Source organism: Brevundimonas diminuta ATCC 11568 (genome assembly GCF_000204035.1).
Taxonomy (GTDB): Bacteria; Pseudomonadota; Alphaproteobacteria; order Caulobacterales; family Caulobacteraceae; genus Brevundimonas; species Brevundimonas diminuta.
The window spans coordinates 1,080,210-1,100,026 of sequence record NZ_GL883086.1 but is presented as its reverse complement, the minus strand read 5'-3'; the positions used below and the strand labels follow the sequence as shown (position 1 = coordinate 1,100,026).

Annotated in this window: 21 protein-coding genes; 8 read left to right on the top strand and 13 right to left on the bottom strand. The window is 65.1% G+C overall.

Translation table 11 applies throughout. The features are described from left to right. Positions 1–6 precede the first annotated feature (6 nt). Complete coding sequence (rfaD, locus tag BDIM_RS09180) at positions 7–996, top strand: ADP-glyceromanno-heptose 6-epimerase (protein WP_003165306.1); 990 nt, start codon at positions 7–9, stop codon at positions 994–996. Beyond that, entirely contained in the window at positions 996–2,105 is a 1,110-nt protein-coding gene (locus BDIM_RS09175) for a DUF3089 domain-containing protein (protein ID WP_003165305.1), read from the top strand. Before rfaD ends, BDIM_RS09175 begins: the two co-directional genes overlap by 1 nt. 21 nt (positions 2,106–2,126) lie before the next feature. On the opposite strand, the gene BDIM_RS09170 is transcribed toward BDIM_RS09175, so the two are convergent. The 7 genes from BDIM_RS09170 to BDIM_RS09140 form a co-directional block, all read right to left on the bottom strand. Beyond that, positions 2,127–2,504: a response regulator gene (locus tag BDIM_RS09170; protein ID WP_040345610.1), complete on the bottom strand. Its 378-nt coding sequence runs from the start codon at positions 2,502–2,504 to the stop codon at positions 2,127–2,129. Then, the gene (locus BDIM_RS09165) at positions 2,501–4,006 is read right to left on the bottom strand and encodes an HWE histidine kinase domain-containing protein (protein WP_244911844.1); all 1,506 of its coding nucleotides are present in this window, start codon (positions 4,004–4,006) and stop codon (positions 2,501–2,503) included. The genes BDIM_RS09170 and BDIM_RS09165 overlap by 4 nt, the downstream gene beginning before the upstream one ends. A 94-nt stretch (positions 4,007–4,100) precedes the next feature. Then, positions 4,101–5,114, bottom strand: coding sequence for an endo-1,4-beta-xylanase (locus tag BDIM_RS09160; RefSeq protein WP_169312140.1), 1,014 nt, complete (start codon positions 5,112–5,114; stop codon positions 4,101–4,103). 272 nt (positions 5,115–5,386) lie between these two features. Continuing rightward, positions 5,387–6,112, bottom strand: coding sequence for a cellulose biosynthesis protein BcsS (gene bcsS, locus BDIM_RS09155; RefSeq protein WP_081461886.1), 726 nt, complete (start codon positions 6,110–6,112; stop codon positions 5,387–5,389). A gap of 92 nt (positions 6,113–6,204) precedes the next feature. Further along, positions 6,205–7,341 carry an NAD-dependent epimerase/dehydratase family protein gene (locus tag BDIM_RS09150; RefSeq protein WP_003165300.1) on the bottom strand — a complete coding sequence of 379 codons (1,137 nt, stop codon included), beginning with the start codon at positions 7,339–7,341 and terminating at the stop codon, positions 6,205–6,207. A 10-nt stretch (positions 7,342–7,351) separates the two neighbouring features. Then, complete coding sequence (locus tag BDIM_RS09145; RefSeq protein WP_040345609.1) at positions 7,352–8,797, bottom strand: glycosyltransferase family 2 protein; 1,446 nt, start codon at positions 8,795–8,797, stop codon at positions 7,352–7,354. 79 nt (positions 8,798–8,876) lie between these two features. Then, positions 8,877–9,905, bottom strand: a complete 1,029-nt coding sequence (locus BDIM_RS09140; protein WP_046654134.1) for a UDP-glucuronic acid decarboxylase family protein — start codon at positions 9,903–9,905, stop codon at positions 8,877–8,879. Positions 9,906–10,068: 163 nt separating this feature from the next. Between BDIM_RS09140 and BDIM_RS09135 the strand changes: the two genes are divergently transcribed. Continuing rightward, positions 10,069–10,641: a DUF2834 domain-containing protein gene (locus tag BDIM_RS09135; protein WP_211205976.1), complete on the top strand. Its 573-nt coding sequence runs from the start codon at positions 10,069–10,071 to the stop codon at positions 10,639–10,641. Positions 10,642–10,753: 112 nt separating this feature from the next. On the opposite strand, the gene BDIM_RS09130 is transcribed toward BDIM_RS09135, so the two are convergent. From BDIM_RS09130 to BDIM_RS09120, 3 genes are read right to left on the bottom strand one after another with little or no spacing between them, the layout of a single operon-like run. Then, positions 10,754–11,443, bottom strand: coding sequence for a VIT1/CCC1 transporter family protein (locus BDIM_RS09130; RefSeq protein ID WP_003165296.1), 690 nt, complete (start codon positions 11,441–11,443; stop codon positions 10,754–10,756). Between the two features lie 34 nt (positions 11,444–11,477). Continuing rightward, the gene (locus BDIM_RS09125; RefSeq protein ID WP_003165295.1) at positions 11,478–11,678 is read right to left on the bottom strand and encodes a DUF2842 domain-containing protein; all 201 of its coding nucleotides are present in this window, start codon (positions 11,676–11,678) and stop codon (positions 11,478–11,480) included. After that, a complete protein-coding gene (locus BDIM_RS09120; RefSeq protein WP_003165294.1) occupies positions 11,678–11,929 on the bottom strand; it encodes a hypothetical protein in 252 nt (83 codons plus the stop codon). Before BDIM_RS09120 ends, BDIM_RS09125 begins: the two co-directional genes overlap by 1 nt. 141 nt (positions 11,930–12,070) lie before the next feature. On the opposite strand from BDIM_RS09120, the gene BDIM_RS09115 reads away from it, so the two are divergent. Further along, positions 12,071–13,126, top strand: a complete 1,056-nt coding sequence (locus tag BDIM_RS09115) for a COX15/CtaA family protein (protein WP_003165293.1) — start codon at positions 12,071–12,073, stop codon at positions 13,124–13,126. 60 nt (positions 13,127–13,186) lie between these two features. On the opposite strand, the gene cobS is transcribed toward BDIM_RS09115, so the two are convergent. Both cobS and BDIM_RS09105 read right to left on the bottom strand, forming a co-directional pair. Next, positions 13,187–14,197, bottom strand: a complete 1,011-nt coding sequence (gene cobS, locus BDIM_RS09110) for a cobaltochelatase subunit CobS (protein WP_040345607.1) — start codon at positions 14,195–14,197, stop codon at positions 13,187–13,189. A 75-nt stretch (positions 14,198–14,272) separates the two neighbouring features. Then, positions 14,273–14,701 carry an organic hydroperoxide resistance protein gene (locus BDIM_RS09105; RefSeq protein WP_003165291.1) on the bottom strand — a complete coding sequence of 143 codons (429 nt, stop codon included), beginning with the start codon at positions 14,699–14,701 and terminating at the stop codon, positions 14,273–14,275. A gap of 142 nt (positions 14,702–14,843) precedes the next feature. Between BDIM_RS09105 and BDIM_RS17560 the strand changes: the two genes are divergently transcribed. Further along, the gene (locus BDIM_RS17560) at positions 14,844–15,116 is read left to right on the top strand and encodes a hypothetical protein (RefSeq protein ID WP_003165290.1); all 273 of its coding nucleotides are present in this window, start codon (positions 14,844–14,846) and stop codon (positions 15,114–15,116) included. On the opposite strand, the gene BDIM_RS09100 is transcribed toward BDIM_RS17560, so the two are convergent. Further along, the gene (locus BDIM_RS09100; RefSeq protein ID WP_003165289.1) at positions 15,076–15,750 is read right to left on the bottom strand and encodes a J domain-containing protein; all 675 of its coding nucleotides are present in this window, start codon (positions 15,748–15,750) and stop codon (positions 15,076–15,078) included. The genes BDIM_RS17560 and BDIM_RS09100 overlap by 41 nt on opposite strands. Positions 15,751–15,794: 44 nt before the next feature. Here BDIM_RS09100 and BDIM_RS09095 point away from each other — a divergent pair, with 44 nt between their 5' ends. From BDIM_RS09095 to BDIM_RS09085, 3 genes are all read left to right on the top strand, one after another. Continuing rightward, on the top strand, positions 15,795–16,094 hold the full coding sequence (locus tag BDIM_RS09095) for a BolA family protein (RefSeq protein ID WP_003165288.1): 300 nt from the start codon (positions 15,795–15,797) through the stop codon (positions 16,092–16,094). Between the two features lie 146 nt (positions 16,095–16,240). Then, positions 16,241–18,028 carry a response regulator gene (locus tag BDIM_RS09090; protein ID WP_003165286.1) on the top strand — a complete coding sequence of 596 codons (1,788 nt, stop codon included), beginning with the start codon at positions 16,241–16,243 and terminating at the stop codon, positions 18,026–18,028. A gap of 76 nt (positions 18,029–18,104) precedes the next feature. Continuing rightward, positions 18,105–19,802, top strand: coding sequence for a cisplatin damage response ATP-dependent DNA ligase (locus BDIM_RS09085; RefSeq protein ID WP_003165285.1), 1,698 nt, complete (start codon positions 18,105–18,107; stop codon positions 19,800–19,802). Positions 19,803–19,817: the final 15 nt, after the last annotated feature.

Here is a 19,817-nt window from a genome sequence, read left to right as displayed (position 1 = left end):
CCGAGAATGATCGTCGTTACGGGCGGCGCGGGCTTCATCGGCTCCAACATCGTGGCTCGCCTGTGCGAGAGCGGCGCCTGGGACGTGGTCGTCTGCGACCGGCTGGAGACGGCCGATCTCGCCAAGTGGAAGAACATCGCCAAACACCCCATCGCCGATCTGTGGGCGCCGGAAGAGCTGTTCGACCAGCTGGAACGCCACGCCGACCGCATCGATGCGGTGATCCACATGGGCGCCATCTCCTCGACGACGGAGCCGGACGCCGACCTGATCCTGCGCACCAACTTCAGCCTGTCGCGCGACATCTGGGATTGGTGCGCGGTGCGCGGCGTGCGGATGATCTACGCCTCCTCGGCGGCCACCTACGGCGACGGCGAGACCGGGTTCGAGGATCGCGACGATCCTGAGAGCCTGAATGCGCTTCGCCCTCTAAACGCCTATGGCTATTCGAAGTATCTGTTCGATCAGTATGCCGTGCGTCAGGCCGATCGCGACGAGGCGCCGCCCCAGTGGGCCGGGCTGAAGTTCTTCAACGTCTATGGCCCGAACGAGGGCCACAAGGGCGGCATGAAGTCGGTCGTCGCCCAGATCTGGCCCAAGGTTCAGGCGGGCGAGACGGTCAGCCTGTTCCGCTCGCACAACCCGAACTATCCCGACGGCGGCCAGCTGCGCGACTTCGTCTTCGTCGACGACGTGGTCGGCATCATCCTGTGGCTGCTGGAGAACGAGGCTGTCTCGGGCGTATTCAACGCCGGATCGGGCCAGGCGCGTTCCTTCGCCGATCTGGCGCGCGCCACCTTCGCCGCGGCGGGCAAGGAGCCGTCCATCGCCTATATCGACATGCCCGAGGCGATCCGCGATCGCTATCAGTACTTCACCGAGGCCAGCATGGATCGCATCCGCGCCCTCGGCTACGGCGGTCAATCGACGCCGCTGGAGGAAGGCGTGCGCCGTTACGTCCAGGACTTCCTGGCCCAGCCGGACCCGTACCGCTGATGCGCTCCAAGCTGACCTTTCGACAGTGGGTCGGCTACACGGGCTTCGCGCTCGTCCTGTTGCTGACGGCGGCGGTGGCCGTGTGGCGCGGCGACATTTTGCGCGCGGGGTTAGACCCTCAGATTCCGTTCCAGACCTATGAGCCCCCGGCCGCGCCCGACTATGACGATAAGAGCGCCTGGGCGCTGCTGAACGCCCGTGCCCCGGGCGCGGGGGCGGCCCATGTCTTCTTCGTCCACTCCACCACCTACGACGGCGGCAGCGACTGGAACGGGGCCATCGACGACCGCCGCGCCCTGACCAAGCTGCGGACCATCGTCCTGCCCAACTACGCCGGGCCGTTCGCCTCGGCGGGCGACGTCAGCGCTCCCCTGTATCGCCAGGCCAGCCTCTACAGCCGCCTGACGCTGCGCGAGGACGCGCGCGAAGCGCGGGCTTTCGCCTATGGCGATATCGAGGCCGCCTTCGACCGCTGGCTGGCGTTGCGGCCGGACGGTCCGATCGTTCTGGTCGGGGTGGAGCAGGGCGCCGATCTGGTCGACCGTCTGCTGCATGATCGGGTGGCCAGGGACGCTTCGCTCAAGGCGCGTCTGGTCGCCGCCTATCTGGTCGAGGGGGTGACGCCGGTCAGCCGCTTCACCCACACGCCTTTGTGCCGCACAGAGGATGAAACCGGCTGCGCCCTGTCCTGGCGCGCGGTCGAGGAGAACGGCGAGGGCGAAGCCAAGCGGGTCATTCGCCGCGCCCTGACCTGGAACGATCGCGGCGCCCTGGTCGAGGCCGCGGACGCGCCCATCGCCTGCGTCAACCCGGTGACAGGATCAGTCGATGCGCCCGTGTCCGAGGCGCGTGAGAGCCGAGGCGCCACCAACGCCACCAATCTGGAATGGGGCGCGCGGCCCGCATTTCAGCGCCGCCTGGTCGCAGCCGAGTGCCGGGAGGGCATCCTGTGGCGCTCGCGCCTGAGCTCCGAATCCTTCCGCACGCCGGTGTCCTGGGCCGATCAGCGCCGGATCCCGGCCTACAACCTGTTCTACGCTGACATCGAGGCGGACGTGCTGCGTCGCCTCAAGGCCTGGGAAGACGTTCACGCAGCCGCGGCCGCCTGAAGGGGCTTTGGGCGGCCGCAGTCAGGCCATGCTCATGTTCAGGGCGGCCATCAGGGCGTCGCGGATGGCGGCGTCGGTGAAGGGCTTCTGCACCGTGGGATTGCCGCGCCAGTGCTCGGGCAGTCCGCTTTCGCCATAGCCGGTCGAGAAGACGAAGGGGACGCCCCGCGCCTTCAGCGCCTCGGCGATGGGAAACACCTCCTGGCCCGCCACATTGACGTCCAGCAGGGCGGCGTCGAGATCGGTCTCGCCGGTCACGACGCGCAGGCCGTCGCCGACGTTCGATTCGGGGCCGATGACGGTGCATCCCATGTCGCTGAGAATGGTCTCCAGCAGCATGGCGACCAGGGACTCGTCCTCGACGATCAGCACGCGGCGGCCTGAAAGCACGTCGGTCATAGGGTTTCCGTTTCTAGGGGCAGGCTGATCTCGGCGCAGAAGCCTTCGGGCGGATAGGAGAGCTGCACCGTCCCATGCAGGTCATGGCGCACGTTGCGCTCGATCAGGCGGGTGCCGAAGCCGCGCCGTTCCGGCTCGGGGATGGGTTCGCCGCCGGCTTCGCGCCAGATGATGTGCAGGCGCGGCGACTTCTGGTCGCTGATGGCCCAGTCGACCATGACGCGGCCGTCGCCGCAGGCCAGGGCGCCGTATTTGGCGGCGTTGGTGGCCAGCTCGTGGAAGATCATGCCCAGCGACACCGCGCGCGCCGGGGACAGGGCGACGTGCGGCCCGTTCATAGTCAGTCGCCCGATGCCGTGGGCCTGCGTCTCGTGCTCCAGCACGGCGCGCAGGTCGGCGCCTTCCCAATGGCTGCGGGTCAGCAGGTCGTGGGTGTGCGACAGGGCCAGGATGCGCGACTGGAAGGCGGCGGCGAAGGAGCCGGGATCCTGGTGCGTGCGCGCGGTCTGCATGGCGATGGACTGGACCGTAGCCAGGGTGTTCTTCACCCGGTGGTTCAACTCGTCGATCATCAGCTTCTGGCGCTCGGCGGCCAGCACCACGTCGGTCACGTCGTGGCCCTGGACGAAGATGCCGACGATCTTTCCCTCGTCGCCGCGAATGGGCTGATAGGCGAAGTCGATGTAGCGATGGTCCAGCGGACCGTCCTGCGCGTGCCGCAGGGCGAAGGCGCGCTGGCGGCCATAAACCGGCTCGCCCGTCTCATAGACGTCGTTGAGAAAATCCAGATGGCCCTGGTCGCTTAGTTCGGGCAGGGCGTCGCGCACCGGCTGGCCCAGAATGTCGCGATGGCTGACCAGTCGATAGCAGGCTTCATTGCAGAACTGGATCATGTGGTCGGGGCCGTTCAGCACCGCGACGAAGCCCGGCGCATTCATCAGCATGTCGGTGAGCTGCTTACGTTCGGCTTCGAGGCGCTGGTTGTTAGCTTCGATCTTCACGGCCCGTCGGAACACCTCATCGCCCACCATGGCGTCCAGAGCGGATGACTGGCCCGCCCCGTCGACCGTCTTTTGGCGCAGACGTAGAAGCTCGGTCACATCGCTGGTGTGCTGCAGGATGTGCGTGACCTGACCGTCTTCATTTTTGATCGGCGTATGGGTGCAGCTCCAGAACCGATCATCGAAGACCGGCTCTCCGTCGGGGCCGGGCGTCAGAACGGGGTAGTGCAGGACCGCCAGATGATCCGGTTCGCCCGTGGCCAACACCTTGTCGAAAGAGGCGCGCAGCCGGCGGCTTTCCTCTTGGCTGTCGGGGGCGTCGCCCGGCGCGAACATTTCCATGACGTGATGGCCGATCAGGTCGTCGCGTCGGCGTTGAGTGACGTCCAGATAGGCCTGATTCATGCCGGCGAAACGCAGGTCGCGATCCAGCAGCATATAGGGGTTGGGAGAGGAGTCGAACGCGGCCACCAGATCGATTGTTTTGGCGAGCTTCCGCAAATCCAACCCCCTATCACTGCGTCCCTAACGCGGGATAAGCGGAAAGGGTGCCCGTTTCCTGGCCTGAAAATGCAGCAAAAGTAAAGGTTGGGAGCTAGGCGCTCAGGCGCAACGCCTCAGATAGGGCATGGTACATCGGTTTGGGCCGGTAATCGACGTCATAAGGCAGGCCGCGGTTCGGCGGAGCGTCCGCATACTGACGTTGCGGGGGCTCAGACAGCCAGGAGTGGCGATCGCTCAGGCCCCAGGTGACGACACCGCGGACCTGGGTGAAGGCCAGCATGGTCTCCAGATAGCGGCGCGTCTCATCGGCGACCTTCTGATCGCGCGCGGCCGCCGTGCCGTGGAAGCTGGATTCCTTCACGTCCAGTTCGGTGATCGTGATCTCCAGCCCCAGATCGACCAACTGCTGTGTCATGTCGCGCAGGTCGTCGGCCGCCAGCGGTCCCTTGGACAGGTCCAGGTGCGCCTGAACGCCGATGCCGTCCAGCGGCGTGCCTGAGGCGCGCAGCCGTCGCGCCAGGGCGACAATGGCCTTGCGCCGGGCCTGATCCACGGGATTGTCGTATTCAAAACCGTAGTCGTTGACGACCAGATGAGCCTTGGGCGCGAGCGCGCGCGCCTCTTCCAGCACGCGCTCGATATAGGTCGGGCCGAAGGCGCGGTGGAAGACGTTGCGTCTCAGGCCGCCCGCCCCGCCTTGGGTGTCGATCGGTTCGTTGATGACGTCCCAGTCGGCGATGCGGTCGCCGTATCGCTTGAGCACGCGCTCCAGGTGCCCGGACATCAGCGACCAGTCTCGACGCCGCAGCATCTCCTGCCTGGCCCAGTCGGGCGTGCCCTGATCCCACAGCAGGGTGTGGCCGCGCACCTGCATGCCGTGGCTTTGCGAGAAGTCGAGCAGATCGTCGACAGGGGCGAAGTTGAACTCGCCCTTGCGCCATTCCAGGGAGTTCCACTTCAGATGGATTTCAGGCGTCAGCACCTGACAGTCGCGCAGGACCGCGCCGCGCAGTTCGGCGTTCTGACGCAGTTGTTCGGCCCGGACGGCGGCGCCGAAATATCGGCCCTGCGCGCTGGCGGCGTCGGCGAGGGTGGCGGTCTTCACAGGCGGAGGATCCAGCGGAAGGCCTTCGCGCACAGGACGCCACGCCGCCAGTCCAAGGGCGGGCGCAAGCGCGGCGGCGCCGATGAAGGCTCGTCTGGTGGGTCGCGGCAGCATTCGGCTGCACCTCCTCAGGAACGCGAGAAGGCTGCCTTACTACGCCTAACTTCTCGTTAAGGCGCAATCTTAAGAGGCGTCAGGGACGGGAAGTTGGGCGCGAAAACGGTGTTTCCATGAGCTGAGCCGGTAATCGTTCGCCCTTCCGGCTCTTCGTTCTAGAAGCTTCGATAGAAACCGAGCCGAACATAGGCCTGCGAACTGCGTTGATCGCCGTCGCTCAGGCCCACAGAAACTTGGATTTCTGACTTGTCGTTCAGCTTGAACCCGGCCACGGGACCGATGTGATAGGCGTTGTAGTTGGTGTCGCCTTCGGCCGCGACCTCCATGCCCAGGCGCACGCGGCCGGATGAGCCGACCTGATGGGTCAGGCTGGCCAGGGCGTTGTAATCGTCCAGTTCGAAACCGTAGGAGCCGTACCAGTCGACCCGCCAGGGGCCGGAGACATGGCCGCCGTCCAGGGAGACGATGACGCCGCCCTGGCCGCCGTCGCGCCGATTGCCGGGATCGGCGGGGCTGAGGTCGGTATCGACATAGCGATAGCCGATGCCGACGCTGCCCCAGGTCGGGCCGTTGCCGAAACGATAGATCAGCTCCGCCTGGGCGCCGGTGAAGTCGGCGGCGATCTCATTCGGACCCGAGTTGTAGTCGTAGCTGCCGGTGTAGACCGAGCCGCGCACCGCAAAACCCTTCGAATCGACCGAGCCGGGCAGGCCGATCGTCGCTCCGGCATAGGCGCTGTCGGCGACGTCCAACTGGCCGCCCGCGAACACGGTCACATCGCTTTGCGCCGAGGCCGGCCCGACCCAGGCGACGCCCGCGCAGACGAGGGCCGCCGCCGCTGGTGCGGCCAGGGAAGTCATCGGGCGTCGACGGTGAGGCATGGGTCAGTTCCTTGCGAAGTATCGAACGCGCCAGATGCTGGCGACGCCGGCGGAGACACTACAAAACGCATACAGAACAGGCGGGAAATCTGTCAGACGACCAACCTTCCCCTGGACAGTTGTTCCAGACTTTCTGCGCTTCGGTCAATGGGGGCGCGGGTGTGCGACACCCAGGAAATCAACTCCTCCATGCCCTCGTCCATCGACCGCCGAGGCGTGAAGCCGAAGGTGCGCTCGATCTTGGAGATGTCGCCGAAGCAGTGACGGATATCCCCGACTCGATAACGGTTCAGCACTTCCGGTGCGATGTTCTTGCCCAGCAGCCGGGCCAGGACGCCTGCGATCTCGTTGATGGAGACAGGCGCGCCGCTGCCGACATTGAACACGTCCCAGATCTCGCGGTCGTCATCCAGCACGGTGGCGAAGGCCTCGGCCACATCCTGCACATGGACGAAGTCGCGCATCTGCCGCCCGTCCTCGAACACCAGCGGCGGCTGGTCGTTCATCAGCCGCGAGATGAAGATGGCCGCCACGCCCGTATAGGGATTGCTCAGGGCCTGGCGCGAGCCATAGGCGTTGAACAGCCGCAGGGCCACGGTGGGGATGCGCAGGGCCCGGCCGACCGACAGGAACATCTCCTCATGGTCGCGCTTGTTCACCGCATAGATGGAGTTGGGCTGCAGCAGCTTCTCTTCCGGCGTGGGGCAGGGCTCCAGCGGTTCGCCGTCGACCATCAGATCCCAGTGACGCGCTTCCAACTGGGCGTGCGGGCGGATGTCGGTGGTCACATGGGCGCCGGTCGAGGGGCGGACGTAGTCCCCCTCGCCATAGATCGACATGGACGAGGCGACGGCGATCCGCTCGACCGTGTGCGGGCGCTGGGACAGGGTCTCCAGCATGACGGCCGCCGCCATGACGTTGTTGCGGGTGTAGTCGACGATGTTGGTCATGCTCTGACCCACGCCGACCGAGGCCGCGAGGTGGGCCAGGTGGGTCACGCCGTTCAGCGCCGCCTCGAACACCCCGTCTTCCAACAGGTCGCCCTTGATGCGGCGCGCCCGTGCGTCGAGGTAGACGGGCCACCCGTCCGCATCCATTTCGGCGTCGCCGTGAACCTGGGGCGACAGACTGTCCAGGACCGTCACGCGATAGCCGCGCGCCAGCATGGCGTCGACCAGGTGCGAGCCGATGAAGCCCGCCCCGCCGGTGATGAGAATGTGCTTGTCCATGACCGTCTGCTTAGTGCTGGTGATGACGAAGGGCGCCGAACTCATCCAGCTTGGTGCGGACGAGGGTGTTGTTGGCGTCGATCTTCTCGGTTCGCTGCCAGGCCAGGCCGCTGTCCCGCACATACATGACGAAGCCTAGCGTCAGCGGGATGATCCAGACGCACCACCAGACCATGATGAAGATCGGATTGACCATCAGCATGTAGCCGATGCGCGCGCCCGCGCCGTCCAGCACCAGGTCGGTCCGCCGCCACGTCTTGATGTAGAGGCCGATCATCAGGATCGAGAAGGCGACGATGTTGAAGATCGACAGGATCACCAGCCACAGCGGCAGGAAATCGTCGCCCTGAAAGAACCGCCAGGCCGCCCAGACGCCCAGGGGAATGCCCAGGGTGTTCACCCACATGGACATGCAGGGCAGGAAGTTCATCCACACGCGGACCCGCTCGCCGAAGCTGAAGTCCATCTCCTTCAGCGGCGTCGTCAGGCTCTGGAAGAATCCGGCGACCCAGCGTTTCCTCTGGGTGATCCCTTCGCGGAAGGTCTCGGGCACCTCTTCGATCAGCGAGCCTTCGATGATGCCCAGCGTCCGGCCGTTCTTCCAGAAGCGCTGGCCGACCTCGGGGTCTTCGATGGCGATCCAGGGGTGGAAGCTTCCCAGTTCGATCAGGTCGTCGACCTTGAAGAACAGGCCCTTGCCCAGCACCCAGTAGGGTTGCTTCGGATCGGACAGGTGGCCGTATTTGGCGCCGTCCCACGTCATGTGGTCGAAGGCGTGGAAGGCGGCGGCCAGGCTGGCGTTCAGATTGCCCGCCACATTGCGGGCCTGCAGCACGTCGAACCGGCGCAGGCCGATGGCCGCCGCCTTGAAGTGGTCGGCCGGCGGGCAGCTGTCGGCGTCGATGTAGTCGATCGTCAGCCCGCTCTTGTCCTTATAGGTCTCGGCTACATGATAGGTGGCGTAGATCAGCTGGCGCGTCTTCTTGGGCGGCAGATCCTTGACCCCGGCGCGCTTGCCGCTGTGCCACCAATAGGCCTTCGGATTCCGGTCCCAGGCGTTCCACACCATGTCCCAGCTGGCGTCGCTGGTCGGCGGCACCGCCAGAATCTCGACGAAGGGATAGGCCCGGCTCAGCCGCTGCAGGCTGGCGATGGTCTCGGCGTCGTTGCTGTTGGGGATGGCCAGGACGCGATAGCGGTCGGCGGGGTAGTCCAGCTTGGCCAGAGACGTGAACGTCGTCTCCATGGTGCTCTCCAGCTCCCGCAGCACGGGATACAGAAGGACGATGAAGGGATAGTCCGCCTCGCTGGCCGGCAGGGGCTCGCTCATGTCCACGCGCTCGACGCGCAGCGAGCGGAAGTACATCTCCAGCAGGAAGCTTCCGAGATAGAGAATCTGGGAAAGAGCGAACAACCAGACTAGCAGGGTCGCCCAGTTCGGATCTTGAGTGTTCATCACGCCGCTCGCCCAGTTATTTTGCCCAATAAGTCGGTGGTGGTTGCTCTGTCCCGTGGTGTCTCGTCGGTCCGCCGTCTCACGACGCGGCGGCGCCGCGCTGGGCGACTCTCTCGCCCTGAAGCTCGGCGGTGAAATAGGCGATGGTCTGTTTTAGCCCGTCCTGCAGCGGCACCTGGGGCGACCAGTGCAGGTGGGTCAGCGCCCTGGAGATATCGGGCTTGCGACGGCGCGGATCGTCGATCGGCAGCGGGTGATAGACCAATCGCGAGCGCGACCCCGCCAGGGCGATGACCTGATGAGCCAACTCATTGACCGTGATCTCGCTCGGATTGCCGATGTTGACCGGTCCGTCGATATCCTCGTCCGTGTCCATCAGGCGGACGAACCCTTCGATCAGGTCGTCAACGAAGCAGAAGGAGCGCGTCTGCTCGCCCGTGCCGTAGATGGTGATGTCGTTGCCGACCAGAGCCTGGACGATGAAGTTCGACACCACCCGCCCGTCGTCCGGGTGCATCCGCGGCCCGTAGGTGTTGAAGATGCGCACGATCCGCGTGGTCAGGCCGTGCTGCTGCCCGAAGTCCGTCACCAGGGTCTCGGCGAACCGCTTGCCCTCGTCGTAGCAAGAGCGCGGTCCCACGGTGTTGACGTTGCCGCGATAGCTCTCCACCTGCGGGTGGATTTCCGGATCGCCATAGATTTCCGAAGTCGAGGCCTGAAAGAAGCGTGCGCCGTCCGCCGCCGCACGCTTCAGCAGGTTCAGCGTGCCGATCGAGCAGGTCATGGCCGTCTTCACCCGATCATATTGGTAGTGAACCGGGGAGGCAGGGCAGGCCAGATTGTAGATCTGATCGAACCGGCCCAGCGCGTCGTCCAGCGGCTCATTGATGTCCTGCGCCACCAGGTGGAAGCGATCCGAACTCATCAGATGAGCGACGTTCGCGTGACGACCCGTATGAAAATTATCAATGCAGGTCACATGATGGCCGGCGTCAACCAGTCGCCCGCATAGATGCGATCCCAGAAAACCGGCGCCGCCTGATACGGCGATCCGCTTGGTGGTTTTGGCGTCGTTCTGCGGCGCATAAGAAAAGCGATCGTCTGTCATCGCCTTCAGCCTTGATGGTTGTTTACAATTGCTTGAACAACGCTACCTGCATACTGTATTCGCGTGACAGGGGAGATTTCATGATCCCCGAGTCCGTCGGCATTGGCGTTAACCGTTTGTTAAGAATTGGGTTCCATTTCGGCACTGCATAGGCGCCAAATTTTTGCCCGAATCTATCGGTTCACGCGCCAAAAACGGCGTGGCGCGGGGATGGCAGGCCCGCCGAACGCTGTGCAGCGGTTGGGATCGCCGGGCCTGGCGCTTCGCCTCTCGTCTTGAGGCGCCGTCATGTAATCATCTCACGCGGCGCGGCGTCATCTTGGCGGAAATACTAGGCCTCTCCCGCATTGCGTTCCCGTACATGCTGACTGGTTTGAAGGGCCGTTTGACGCCTAAGGTGACGCTTCTGATTGCAAGGGAGAGCGATGTGATCGTCAGACGCTTCTATCTGGCTATGGCTGTGATCGGCGCCATCGTCCCTTGGCTGTTCTTCGGCTCGTTCTTTTTCGAGAACGGGCCGGATGTTCCGTTGTTCTTGAAGTCCCTGTTCGCGAACGGCGCCGCCGGCGGCTTTTCCGCGGACGTCCTGATCTCGATAGCGGTCTTCCTGGTGTGGTCCTGGCGGGATGCGTCCAGAAACCATGTCAGCCGCTGGTGGCTTGTGCTCCCAGCGAGCTGCCTGGTCGGGCTCTCGCTTTCCCTGCCGCTGTATCTCTATCTGCGCGAGCGACCTTGAACGGGTTCATGCGAACGGATCGGCTGCCAAGGCGCCCATCGCCGCTGAAGGGCCGCCTTGCAGGCTTAAGCAAGTAGAGGGTGCGGCGCCGTTCGAGAACTGTGGTGTGGCTTTAGGCGACGACGCCGAACAGGCGACCGACGCCTGCCGTTATGCCCATGGCGAGCGCGCCCCAGAAGACCACGCGCGCGACTGAGCGGCCGATGGGCGCGCCTCCGGCCTTTGCGCCCAAGGCTCCTAGCAGAGCCAGGCCTAGCAACGCCGATCCTGCGACCCATAGAGCCAGACCGGCCAAGGGCGCCAAGGCGGCCACGACCAGGGGCAGGGCGGCTCCGGCCGAGAAGGTCACGGCCGAAGTGATTGCCGCCTGGATAGGACGGGCGGTGGTGATCTCGGATATGCCCAACTCATCGCGGGCGTGGGCGCCGAGAGCGTCGTGCGCCATCATCTGTTTCGCGACCTCTGTCGCCAGATCGGGCGTGACGCCGCGAGCGGCGTAGATCCCGGCCAATTCCCGCACCTCGGCCTCGTGATCCCTGGCCAGTTCGGAAGTTTCGCGTGCGAGATCGGCCTTTTCAGTGTCGGATTGGGAACTGACTGAGACGTATTCGCCTGCGGCCATGGACATGGCGCCGGCGGCCAGACCCGCGACCCCCGCGATCAGAACTGCGCCTTGGCTGGACGCCGCGGCCGCCACCCCTACGATCAGGCTCGCGGTCGAAACCAAGCCGTCATTGGCGCCGAGCACCGCCGCCCTGAGCCAGCCTATGCGCTCGACCCGGTGGGTTTCCCTGTGAGGCATGCTCTCTTCTCCCGATGACGGCTGAAGCCAAAGCCTATTTAGGCTCGCGCTCGGTCCAGCGCAGCAGGGGAATGAGCGGCACGCCCCAGCCGATCCCCGCCACGGCGAAGAAGATCAAGTCGATCCACCAGGCGTCCGGCAGATGGTCATGCAGGGTCACGGCGCCCCACACCCAGAAAGCCAGGAAGAAGACGACGGTCAAGGTGGCGACGAAGCGGCGGGCGCGAGGAGGCATCAGCGCTTGCTCCGGAACAGGAAGAAGGCGACCAGGCCCAGGACAACGGCGGCAAAGGCCCAGGGCAGCCATTCCCAGTCGGACAGAGTGGCCACGGCGAACACCCGCACGGCCAGGAAGGCGCCGCATGCGCCGCTGACCAGGGCGACCAGAATGGTCCCGCCCAGGCCGCGCCGCCCGGTCAGCAGGTCGGCGATCCAGGCCAGGCCCAGGGCCCCGGCCAAGGCGATGGCGATCTCGACATATTGCACCGCTTGGCGCTCCCCTTGAATGTTGTGCGACGCTTTGGCGTAGAAACCGACTCGATCTTGCCTCGCGGGAGGGGCATATCCCTCGGTTCCGCCGCCTGTGAAAGAGGCGGCAAGCATATCGGGGCGAACGGCAGGCGTCGAATGAAGCGTTTTGGTGAATTGGACCACAGCCGCGCGGTGGCGCTGTGGCTGTTTTTCTGCGCGACCTTGGTGTTCGCCATGGTGGTGGTCGGGGGCGCGACGCGATTGACCGGCTCGGGCCTTTCGATCACGGAATGGAAGCCCATCATGGGCGCCCTGCCGCCGATGAACCACGCCGACTGGGTCGAAGCCTTCGACAAGTACAAGGCCATTCCTCAGTACGTCGAGGTCAACGCCGGCATGAGCATGGCGGAGTTCCAGTACATCTTCTGGTGGGAATGGGCGCACCGTTTGCTGGGCCGTCTGATCGGCGTGGTCTTCGCCGTGCCCTTCGTCCTGTTCCTGGCCTTCCGCGCCATTCCGCGGCGCCTGATCGGTCGCTGTGCGATCCTGCTGGCCCTGGGCGGCCTGCAGGGGCTGATCGGCTGGTGGATGGTGTCCAGCGGCCTGGCTGAGCGCATCGATGTGGCCCCGGAGCGGCTGACGACCCACCTGGGCCTGGCCTTTCTGATCTTCGCCGGCCTGATCTGGACGGGGCTAGAGGCCTGGTCGGGTTCGGACTTCACGCGCGCGCCGCGCGGCTGGAGCTGGGGCGCGGGCCTGCTGCTGGGCGGCGTCTTCTTCCAGTGCCTGCTCGGCGGTCTGGTGGCCGGGGCCAAGGCGGGCATGATCTACACCGACTGGCCGATGATGAACGGCGCCCTGTTCCCGCCGGTCGAGTGGGGGCAGGGGGCGCTGGCCTTCCTGCACGATCAGGGGCTGGTGCAACTGAACCACCGGATCGGCGCCTATGTGCTGCTGTTCGCGGGCACCTTCTATGCGGTCCAGGCCCTGCGCGGGCGCCTGGGCGAGGGGCTGGGCGCTTCGGCCCTGGTTCTGGCGGGCGCGCTGTGGCTGCAGGCGGGACTGGGCGTCCTGACGCTTATCCATGCCGTGCCGGTGACGCTCGGCGTGCTGCACCAGGCTGTGGCGGCGCTGGTGCTGGCGACGGCCACGGTGAATCTGTGGCTGGTGCGGCGTTCACGTCCGAGGATGTTCGCCTCGGGGCTTCGCTAAGAAAAAGGCCGCCTTCCGGATCGGGAAGGCGGCCTTCTCAATTGCGCGAGAGGGAACCCTTTAGCCGATCTTCACCCGAGTGGCGGATTCCGGCAGGTCTTCGCCGAAGGCGCGCTGATAGAACTCAGCGATGGTCGGCCGTTCCAGTTCGTCGCACTTGTTCAGGAAGGTCAGGCGGAAGCTCAGGGCCACGTCGCCGCCAAAGATGATGGCGTTCTGGGCCCAGGTGATGACCGTGCGGGGCGACATGACGGTCGAGATGTCGCCGTTCATGAAAGCGTTGCGGGTCATGTCGGCGACGCGGACCATGGCGGCGATGCGGCGCTTGCCCTCGGCGTCGTTCCACTCCGGCACCTTGGCGGCGACGATCTCGGCCTCGACGTCGTGGTCGAGATAGTTGAGCGTCGTGACGATGTTCCAGCGGTCCAGCTGCGCCTGGTTGATCTGCTGGGCGCCGTGGTACAGGCCCGTGGTGTCGCCCAGGCCGACCGTGTTCGAGGTGGCGAACAGGCGGAACCACTTGTTCGGACGAATGACGCGGTTCTGGTCCAGCAGGGTCAGGCGGCCTTGAGCCTCCAGTACACGCTGGATCACGAACATGACGTCTGGACGGCCCGCGTCATATTCGTCGAACACCAGGGCGACCGGGCGCTGCAGCGACCACGGCAGGATGCCCTCGCGGAATTCGGTGATCTGCTTGCCTTCCTTCAGGACGATGGCGTCCTTGCCGATCAGGTCGATGCGGCTGACGTGGGCGTCCAGGTTGACGCGAACCATGGGCCAGTTCAGGCGGGCGGCGACCTGCTCGATGTGGGTCGACTTGCCGGTGCCGTGATAGCCCTGAACCATCACGCGGCGGTCGTAGGCGAAGCCCGCGCAGATGGCGAGAGTCGTCTGGGGATCGAAGCGATAGGATTCGTCGATCTCGGGCACGTGGCTGTCGCGCGTTTCGAAGGCGGGCACGACCATGTCGGAGTCGATGCCGAACGCTTCCTTCAGCGTGACCTTGCGGTGCGGTTCAAGGATGACGAGCGGATCGGGGGAGGCGTCGAGCGGAGAGGTCATGGCCATCCACCTAGCGCCCTCGCGCGCGCGGCTCAACACGCGCGAGGGGCCGGATGGATTATTCGCCCTGGGCCGGTCGCTCTATTCCGCCGACAGGTCCACGTCGACGTTGCCGCGCGTGGCGTTGGAATAGGGGCAGACCTGGTGCGCCTTCTGGATCAGATCGTTGATCACCGCGCTATCCAGGCCATGGTCCGACACCCGCAGGGTTACGTCGAGATTGAAGCCTTCGCCGCGCGTGTTCTTGCCGAAACCGATCCCGGCCGCGACCTTGGTGTCCGGGCCGACCGGCGTGCCTGCCTTGCCTGAGACCAGCCGCAGGGCGCCGAGGTAGCAAGCGGCGTAACCCGTGGCGAAAAGCTGCTCTGGGTTGGTTCCATCGCCGCCCTTGCCGCCCATTTCGGTGGGAACGGACAGGCGCACGTCGATCTTGCCGTCGTCAGTGGCCGATCGGCCTTCGTCGCGACCTCCGCCGGATGCTGTGGCGTGGGCGCGGTACAAGACTTCCATCTGTGGACTCCTTATCCCCAGCCTGGGGATCAAATGGGGGATGACACGGAGGCAACGCCCGTCAGAAACAACGGTTCTGTGATTCGGGAAATCGGCAAGAGGGTGTTAATAATTAGGCATCGCTCCCGTCGGGGGAGAGGACATGGAAACGCACACGCAATATTTTTGCTATGTTTATGATGCGCCCGGAAGGACGCCTCAGATGTTCCCCTTGGAGGCCGACAGCTTCACCGAGGCGATTCAGGAAACACAGCGCATGATGCTGGACGAATCCGGGGCCGAGGTCTTTGCGGAAATCTGGGATTCCTCGGCCGTCGGTCAGGCCATGATCCGCGTTGACGCCTTGCCGGGTGAAGGCGGTCTGTTGCGATCGCTCAGGCGTGCCCGGCCTTTTTCAAGGTTTTCCAGGCCTTGATGACGCTCTGAAGCTTGGCTTCCGCGCCACGGTCGCCGCCGTTGGTGTCGGGGTGAAAGCGCTTGAGCATCTCGTGATAGCGAGCCTTGATGGCCGCCTTGTCGGCGCCGGGCTCCAGGCCAAGGTCGGCCAGGGCGGTGCGTTCAAGGCGTCCCATTCCATGATGGGGATCGTTCTGGACGGGGGCGTCGCCGTTCACCCTGCGACCGAACAGGCCGAAGCTGTCGCGCCACGAACCGGCGCCTGAGTTATTGGCCGTGCCGAACTTCGCAGCGAAGGCGGCGGCCTCGCGCGTCTGCGGGCCTGCCTTCATTTGCCAGGTGGGGCGGCCGCCGGTCATGGCCTCGTTTTCCTGAGCGGCGCGAATCTGGCCCTCGTTCATGCCCGCGTAGAAGTTCCAGCTCTTGTTGTACTGGCCCGCGTGCACCTGGCAGAAGTTGTAGAACTCGTTGAGTTGCTCACGCGACTTCGGCGCGCGCGCCGTGGCCGGACGCGTGCAGTCGGCCCAGTCGCAGGGTTTCTCGCCCGGCTTGAGACGCAGGACATCCTCCGCCGCTTCCTGTTCCTCGTCGGGACGCGGCGGCTTCACCCGAATGTCGGTGAAGCGAGGCTTGTATTGAAAAGACGCAGACATCACCCGAAGTGTAAGGCCGAATTGGACAGCTTCAAGGAGTTCCCATGTCTGACGGCCCGATCGCGACGGTTATGCGCGAAAAACTGACTGCGGCCTTCGCCCCGGTGCGCCTGGATCTGGAAGACGACAGCTGGAAACACGCGGGTCATCACCACGAGGGCGGAATCGACGGCCGTGACAACGGCGAGAGCCATTTTCAGCTGACCATCGTTTCAGAGGCCTTCTCGGGGCAAAATCGCGTGCAGCGCCAACGGGCGGTCAACGCGGTGTTGCAGGCGGAGCTGGCCGGGCCTGTTCACGCGCTTTCGATCCGTGCGCAGACGCCGCAGGAAGCTCAATCTTGATACCCACAGACGTGCAAGAAATTCGGATTACGTAGTTATCCGCATTCATATCGTCTTAGAACCTTTCCCCTTAGCGTCCGCACCCGAAGCATTTTGCAGCGGGCGGGGGCGTCGCGATGGTTGGATCTGACGGGTTCACAAAGGGGATGGAAGGGGCGCAAGCGCCGGGCGAAGCGGCCCAGGCCCTGACCGCCATCCTGCAGACTCACTATCTGCGCTATCTCATCATCGTCAGCTGGGCGCTGGGCTTGATCGCGACGGTCGGCCTGGCGCACGGTCTGGTCTGGTTCGTGGCCACCCTGGCGGCGGGCGCCCTGCGCGGCGAAGTCGAAAAGCGAGTCAGCCAGAGAGCAGGCAGCGGCTGGGGCCTGGTGTTCCCGGCTGTGGCCACAGCCACCACGGCGGTCTGGGCCGTGGCGCCGCTGCTGGCCTGGTTCTCGTCGTCGATGTTCGGGCGTGAACTGGCTATCGCCTTTTTGATGTCGGGCTATGTGCTGGTCTTCGCCCAACTGCGGAATTCGCCGCGACAAGCTATTTTGATCTCCTCCCCCTATGGCGCGGCGGCGGCGATCATCGCCGTCAATCTGCTGGGCGATCCGGTCTTCTGGCCCTTTGTGGCCTTGGCGCCGTTCACTGCGGCCAGCCTGTTCGTTCTGGTGACGATGACCATGCTGCGCGAGGAGCGCATCCGCGCCTTCCAGGAACATCAGGCTCATCTGATCGAGGAACTGGAAGCCGCCCGCGACAAGGCCGATGCGGCCAATGAGGCGAAATCCAACTTCCTGGGCGTCATCTCCCACGAGTTGCGCACGCCGATGAACGGCGTGTTGGGCGCGGCGCAATTGCTCAGCGCCACTCGGCTGGAAGGGGCGCAGCGTGAGTATCTGGCCATTATCCGCAACTCCGGCGACAATCTGCTGAGCCTGCTGAACGACATCCTCGACATGACGAAGATCGAGGCGGGGCGCATGAATTTCGAAGCGGTGGACGTGAATCTGGAGGATTTGCATCGTCGCATCGTCGGCCCGTTCGAAGCCCAGGCTGAAGCGAAGGGCCTGAATTTCATCGCGGAATTCGAGGGCGATGTGCCTGCCGTGGTGCGGGGGGATCCTTTGCGCGTCTGTCAGGTCGTGCAGAACCTTCTGTCCAACGCCGTCAAGTTCACGGATCAGGGGGCGGTGCGGTTCGTGACACGCGGGCGTCGTGTCTCGGAACGTCGGGTGGCCTTTGAGTTCGTCGTGATCGACAGCGGCTCGGGTATTTCCGACGACGATATGGATCAACTGTTCCAGCCCTTTACTCAGGTGGACGCGTCCTCGACGCGACGGTTCGGCGGAACGGGTCTGGGGCTGACGATTTCGCGTCGCCTGGCCAACATCATGGGCGGAGAGATTTCCGTGACCTCGAGTCTGGGCGAAGGATCGACCTTCACCTTTGCCGTCGAAGGCGAAGTGGTGACCTGGCGCGCCGCCGAGGCCGCGGTCGTCGCAGAAGGCGACGTCGTTGCCGGCGACGGCATGGAAGTGCTGGTGGTGGAGGACCACCCCGTCAACCGTATGATCCTTGAGGCTTGGATGGCGTCCACGGGACGGCGCACCAGCATGGCCGAGAATGGGCGGGAAGCGGTGGACGCCGCCCGCGACCAACGGTTCGACCTGATCATCATGGACGTCAACATGCCGGTCATGGATGGACTGGCTGCGACGCGCCTGATCCGCGAGGACGGGGGCGTCAACGCTGAGACGCCCATCATCTTCCTGTCGGCCTCTGCGCGGAACGAAGACCATGAGGCGGGTCTGGCGGCGGGTGCTGACGCCTATCTGAACAAGCCGATCGATTTCCGAAGTCTTTCAGCCCTGATGGTCCACGCTCAAGGCGGGCGAGCCGCGTTGCGTCGCCTTGCGGAGCAGGACAACGAGGCGGCGGCCGCTTGATCCGGCAAGCGGAAGTCTAGGGAAACCTATGGCTTCTAGGCCGTTGTGCGGGGGCGCCTGAAGAGCTGGAGCCCGATTGCGTCCCTTCGCCGAACTGCTGGATCGCCTGTCGTTGACGACTTCGCGCAATGCGAAGCTGATTTTGCTACGCGATTATCTGAAGGCGACGTCCGATCCCGATCGTGGCTGGGCCTTGGCGGCGTTGACCGGCGATCTGAGCTTCGCCACGGCCAAGCCCGCCATGATCCGCAAGGCGGTAGAGGCGCGCGTGGACCCGGTCTTGTTCGGCTGGTCCTATGACTATGTCGGCGATCTGGCGGAGACGACAGCGCTGATCTGGCCGCGCGATCCGATGCACCGCGCCAATCGCGAGCCGGAGCTGGGCGAGGTGGTGGACGCCCTTATGCGGGCCGATCGCGCGGAAGCGCCGTCTCTGATTGAGGGTTGGCTGGACGCGCTTGAGCCCAAGGGGCGTTGGGCCTTGCTGAAATTGGTGACGGGCGGGCTGCGGGTCGGTCTGTCGGCGCGGCTGGCGCGTACAGCCGTGGCCATGATGCGTCCGGCGACCGTGATCGACCCGCCCAGCCCGGATGGCCGTGAGGCGACGGAAAGCCTGCCGCCCATCACCGTCGGCGATATTGAGGAAATCTGGCACGCCCTGAGGCCGCCCTATGAGAATCTGTTCGCCTGGGTGGAGGGGCGGGCGGAGCAGCCCAGCGCGGATGCGCCCGGCCGGTTTCGCCCGGTCATGCTGGCGACGGCTCTGGACGAAGGGCTGGACCTGCCGCGCCTGGACCCCGCTGATTTCTTCGCTGAATGGAAGTGGGACGGCATTCGCGTCCAGGCGGTGCGCGAGGGCGGTCAGACGCGCCTCTATTCCCGCACGGGCGACGAGATTTCAGCCGCCTTTCCCGATGTGGCGGCGGGGTTGCGCTTTGAGGGAGCGGTGGACGGCGAGCTGCTGGTGATCCGCGACGGAGTGGTGGCGCCCTTCGGCGACCTGCAACAGCGGCTGAACCGCAAGACGGCGAGCGCCCGACTAATTCAGGACTATCCGGCGGGCATCTTGGCTTATGATTTGTTGGCCGAAGGGGCGACCGATCTGCGCCAACTGCCCCTGACCGAGCGGCGGGAGCGGTTGGAGCGACTGGCGGCCGAGCATGACGGAGAGCGGTTGGGCCTGTCGCCTCTGCTGGAATTCACAGATTGGGACGATCTGGCGGCCTTGCGCGCCGATCCGCCTGTGGGCGCCGCCGCCGAAGGGTTGATGCTGAAGCGTCGTGACAGCCTTTATGTGGCGGGTCGCCCCAAGGGGCCGTGGTTCAAGTGGAAGCGCGATCCGCACGTCATTGACGCCGTGTTGATGTACGCCCAGCGCGGGCATGGCAAACGCTCCGGCTACTACTCTGACTACACCTTCGGGGTCTGGACGAAGGAGGGGACGCTGACGCCCGTCGGCAAGGCCTATTTCGGCTTCACCGACGAAGAGTTGAAGCAGATCGACAAGTTCGTCCGCGATCACACGACGGATCGCTTCGGCCCTGTTCGCGCCGTCCGCGCCGAGCGTGATTTCGGCCTGGTGCTGGAGATCGCCTTCGAGGGATTGCAGCGCTCCACGCGGCACAAGTCGGGGGTGGCCATGCGCTTTCCGCGCGTCAGCCGCATCCGCTGGGACAAGCCAGCGCGGGAGGCCGACGCCCTGGACTCCGTTCTGGACCTGCTGGACGCCATCGAACGCGGCGGCGGGCGGGTCAACGCCGGTGAAAAAGCTTGACCGGCGGGGCTTCCA

Excerpts from the sequence above, each read along its gene's own strand:
- rfaD (WP_003165306.1), top strand. The coding sequence starts at position 7 with ATGATCGTCGTTACGGGCGGCGCGGGCTTCATCGGCTCCAACATCGTG.
- BDIM_RS09175 (WP_003165305.1), top strand. The coding sequence starts at position 996 with ATGCGCTCCAAGCTGACCTTTCGACAGTGGGTCGGCTACACGGGCTTC.
- BDIM_RS09170 (WP_040345610.1), bottom strand. The coding sequence starts at position 2,504 with ATGACCGACGTGCTTTCAGGCCGCCGCGTGCTGATCGTCGAGGACGAG.
- bcsS (WP_081461886.1), bottom strand. The coding sequence starts at position 6,112 with ATGCCTCACCGTCGACGCCCGATGACTTCCCTGGCCGCACCAGCGGCG.
- BDIM_RS09150 (WP_003165300.1), bottom strand. The coding sequence starts at position 7,341 with ATGGACAAGCACATTCTCATCACCGGCGGGGCGGGCTTCATCGGCTCG.
- BDIM_RS09145 (WP_040345609.1), bottom strand. The coding sequence starts at position 8,797 with ATGAACACTCAAGATCCGAACTGGGCGACCCTGCTAGTCTGGTTGTTC.
- BDIM_RS09140 (WP_046654134.1), bottom strand. The coding sequence starts at position 9,905 with ATGACAGACGATCGCTTTTCTTATGCGCCGCAGAACGACGCCAAAACC.
- BDIM_RS09130 (WP_003165296.1), bottom strand. The coding sequence starts at position 11,443 with ATGCCTCACAGGGAAACCCACCGGGTCGAGCGCATAGGCTGGCTCAGG.
- BDIM_RS09125 (WP_003165295.1), bottom strand. The coding sequence starts at position 11,678 with ATGCCTCCTCGCGCCCGCCGCTTCGTCGCCACCTTGACCGTCGTCTTC.
- BDIM_RS09115 (WP_003165293.1), top strand. The coding sequence starts at position 12,071 with ATGAAGCGTTTTGGTGAATTGGACCACAGCCGCGCGGTGGCGCTGTGG.
- cobS (WP_040345607.1), bottom strand. The coding sequence starts at position 14,197 with ATGGCCATGACCTCTCCGCTCGACGCCTCCCCCGATCCGCTCGTCATC.
- BDIM_RS09105 (WP_003165291.1), bottom strand. The coding sequence starts at position 14,701 with ATGGAAGTCTTGTACCGCGCCCACGCCACAGCATCCGGCGGAGGTCGC.
- BDIM_RS17560 (WP_003165290.1), top strand. The coding sequence starts at position 14,844 with ATGGAAACGCACACGCAATATTTTTGCTATGTTTATGATGCGCCCGGA.
- BDIM_RS09100 (WP_003165289.1), bottom strand. The coding sequence starts at position 15,750 with ATGTCTGCGTCTTTTCAATACAAGCCTCGCTTCACCGACATTCGGGTG.
- BDIM_RS09095 (WP_003165288.1), top strand. The coding sequence starts at position 15,795 with ATGTCTGACGGCCCGATCGCGACGGTTATGCGCGAAAAACTGACTGCG.
- BDIM_RS09090 (WP_003165286.1), top strand. The coding sequence starts at position 16,241 with ATGGAAGGGGCGCAAGCGCCGGGCGAAGCGGCCCAGGCCCTGACCGCC.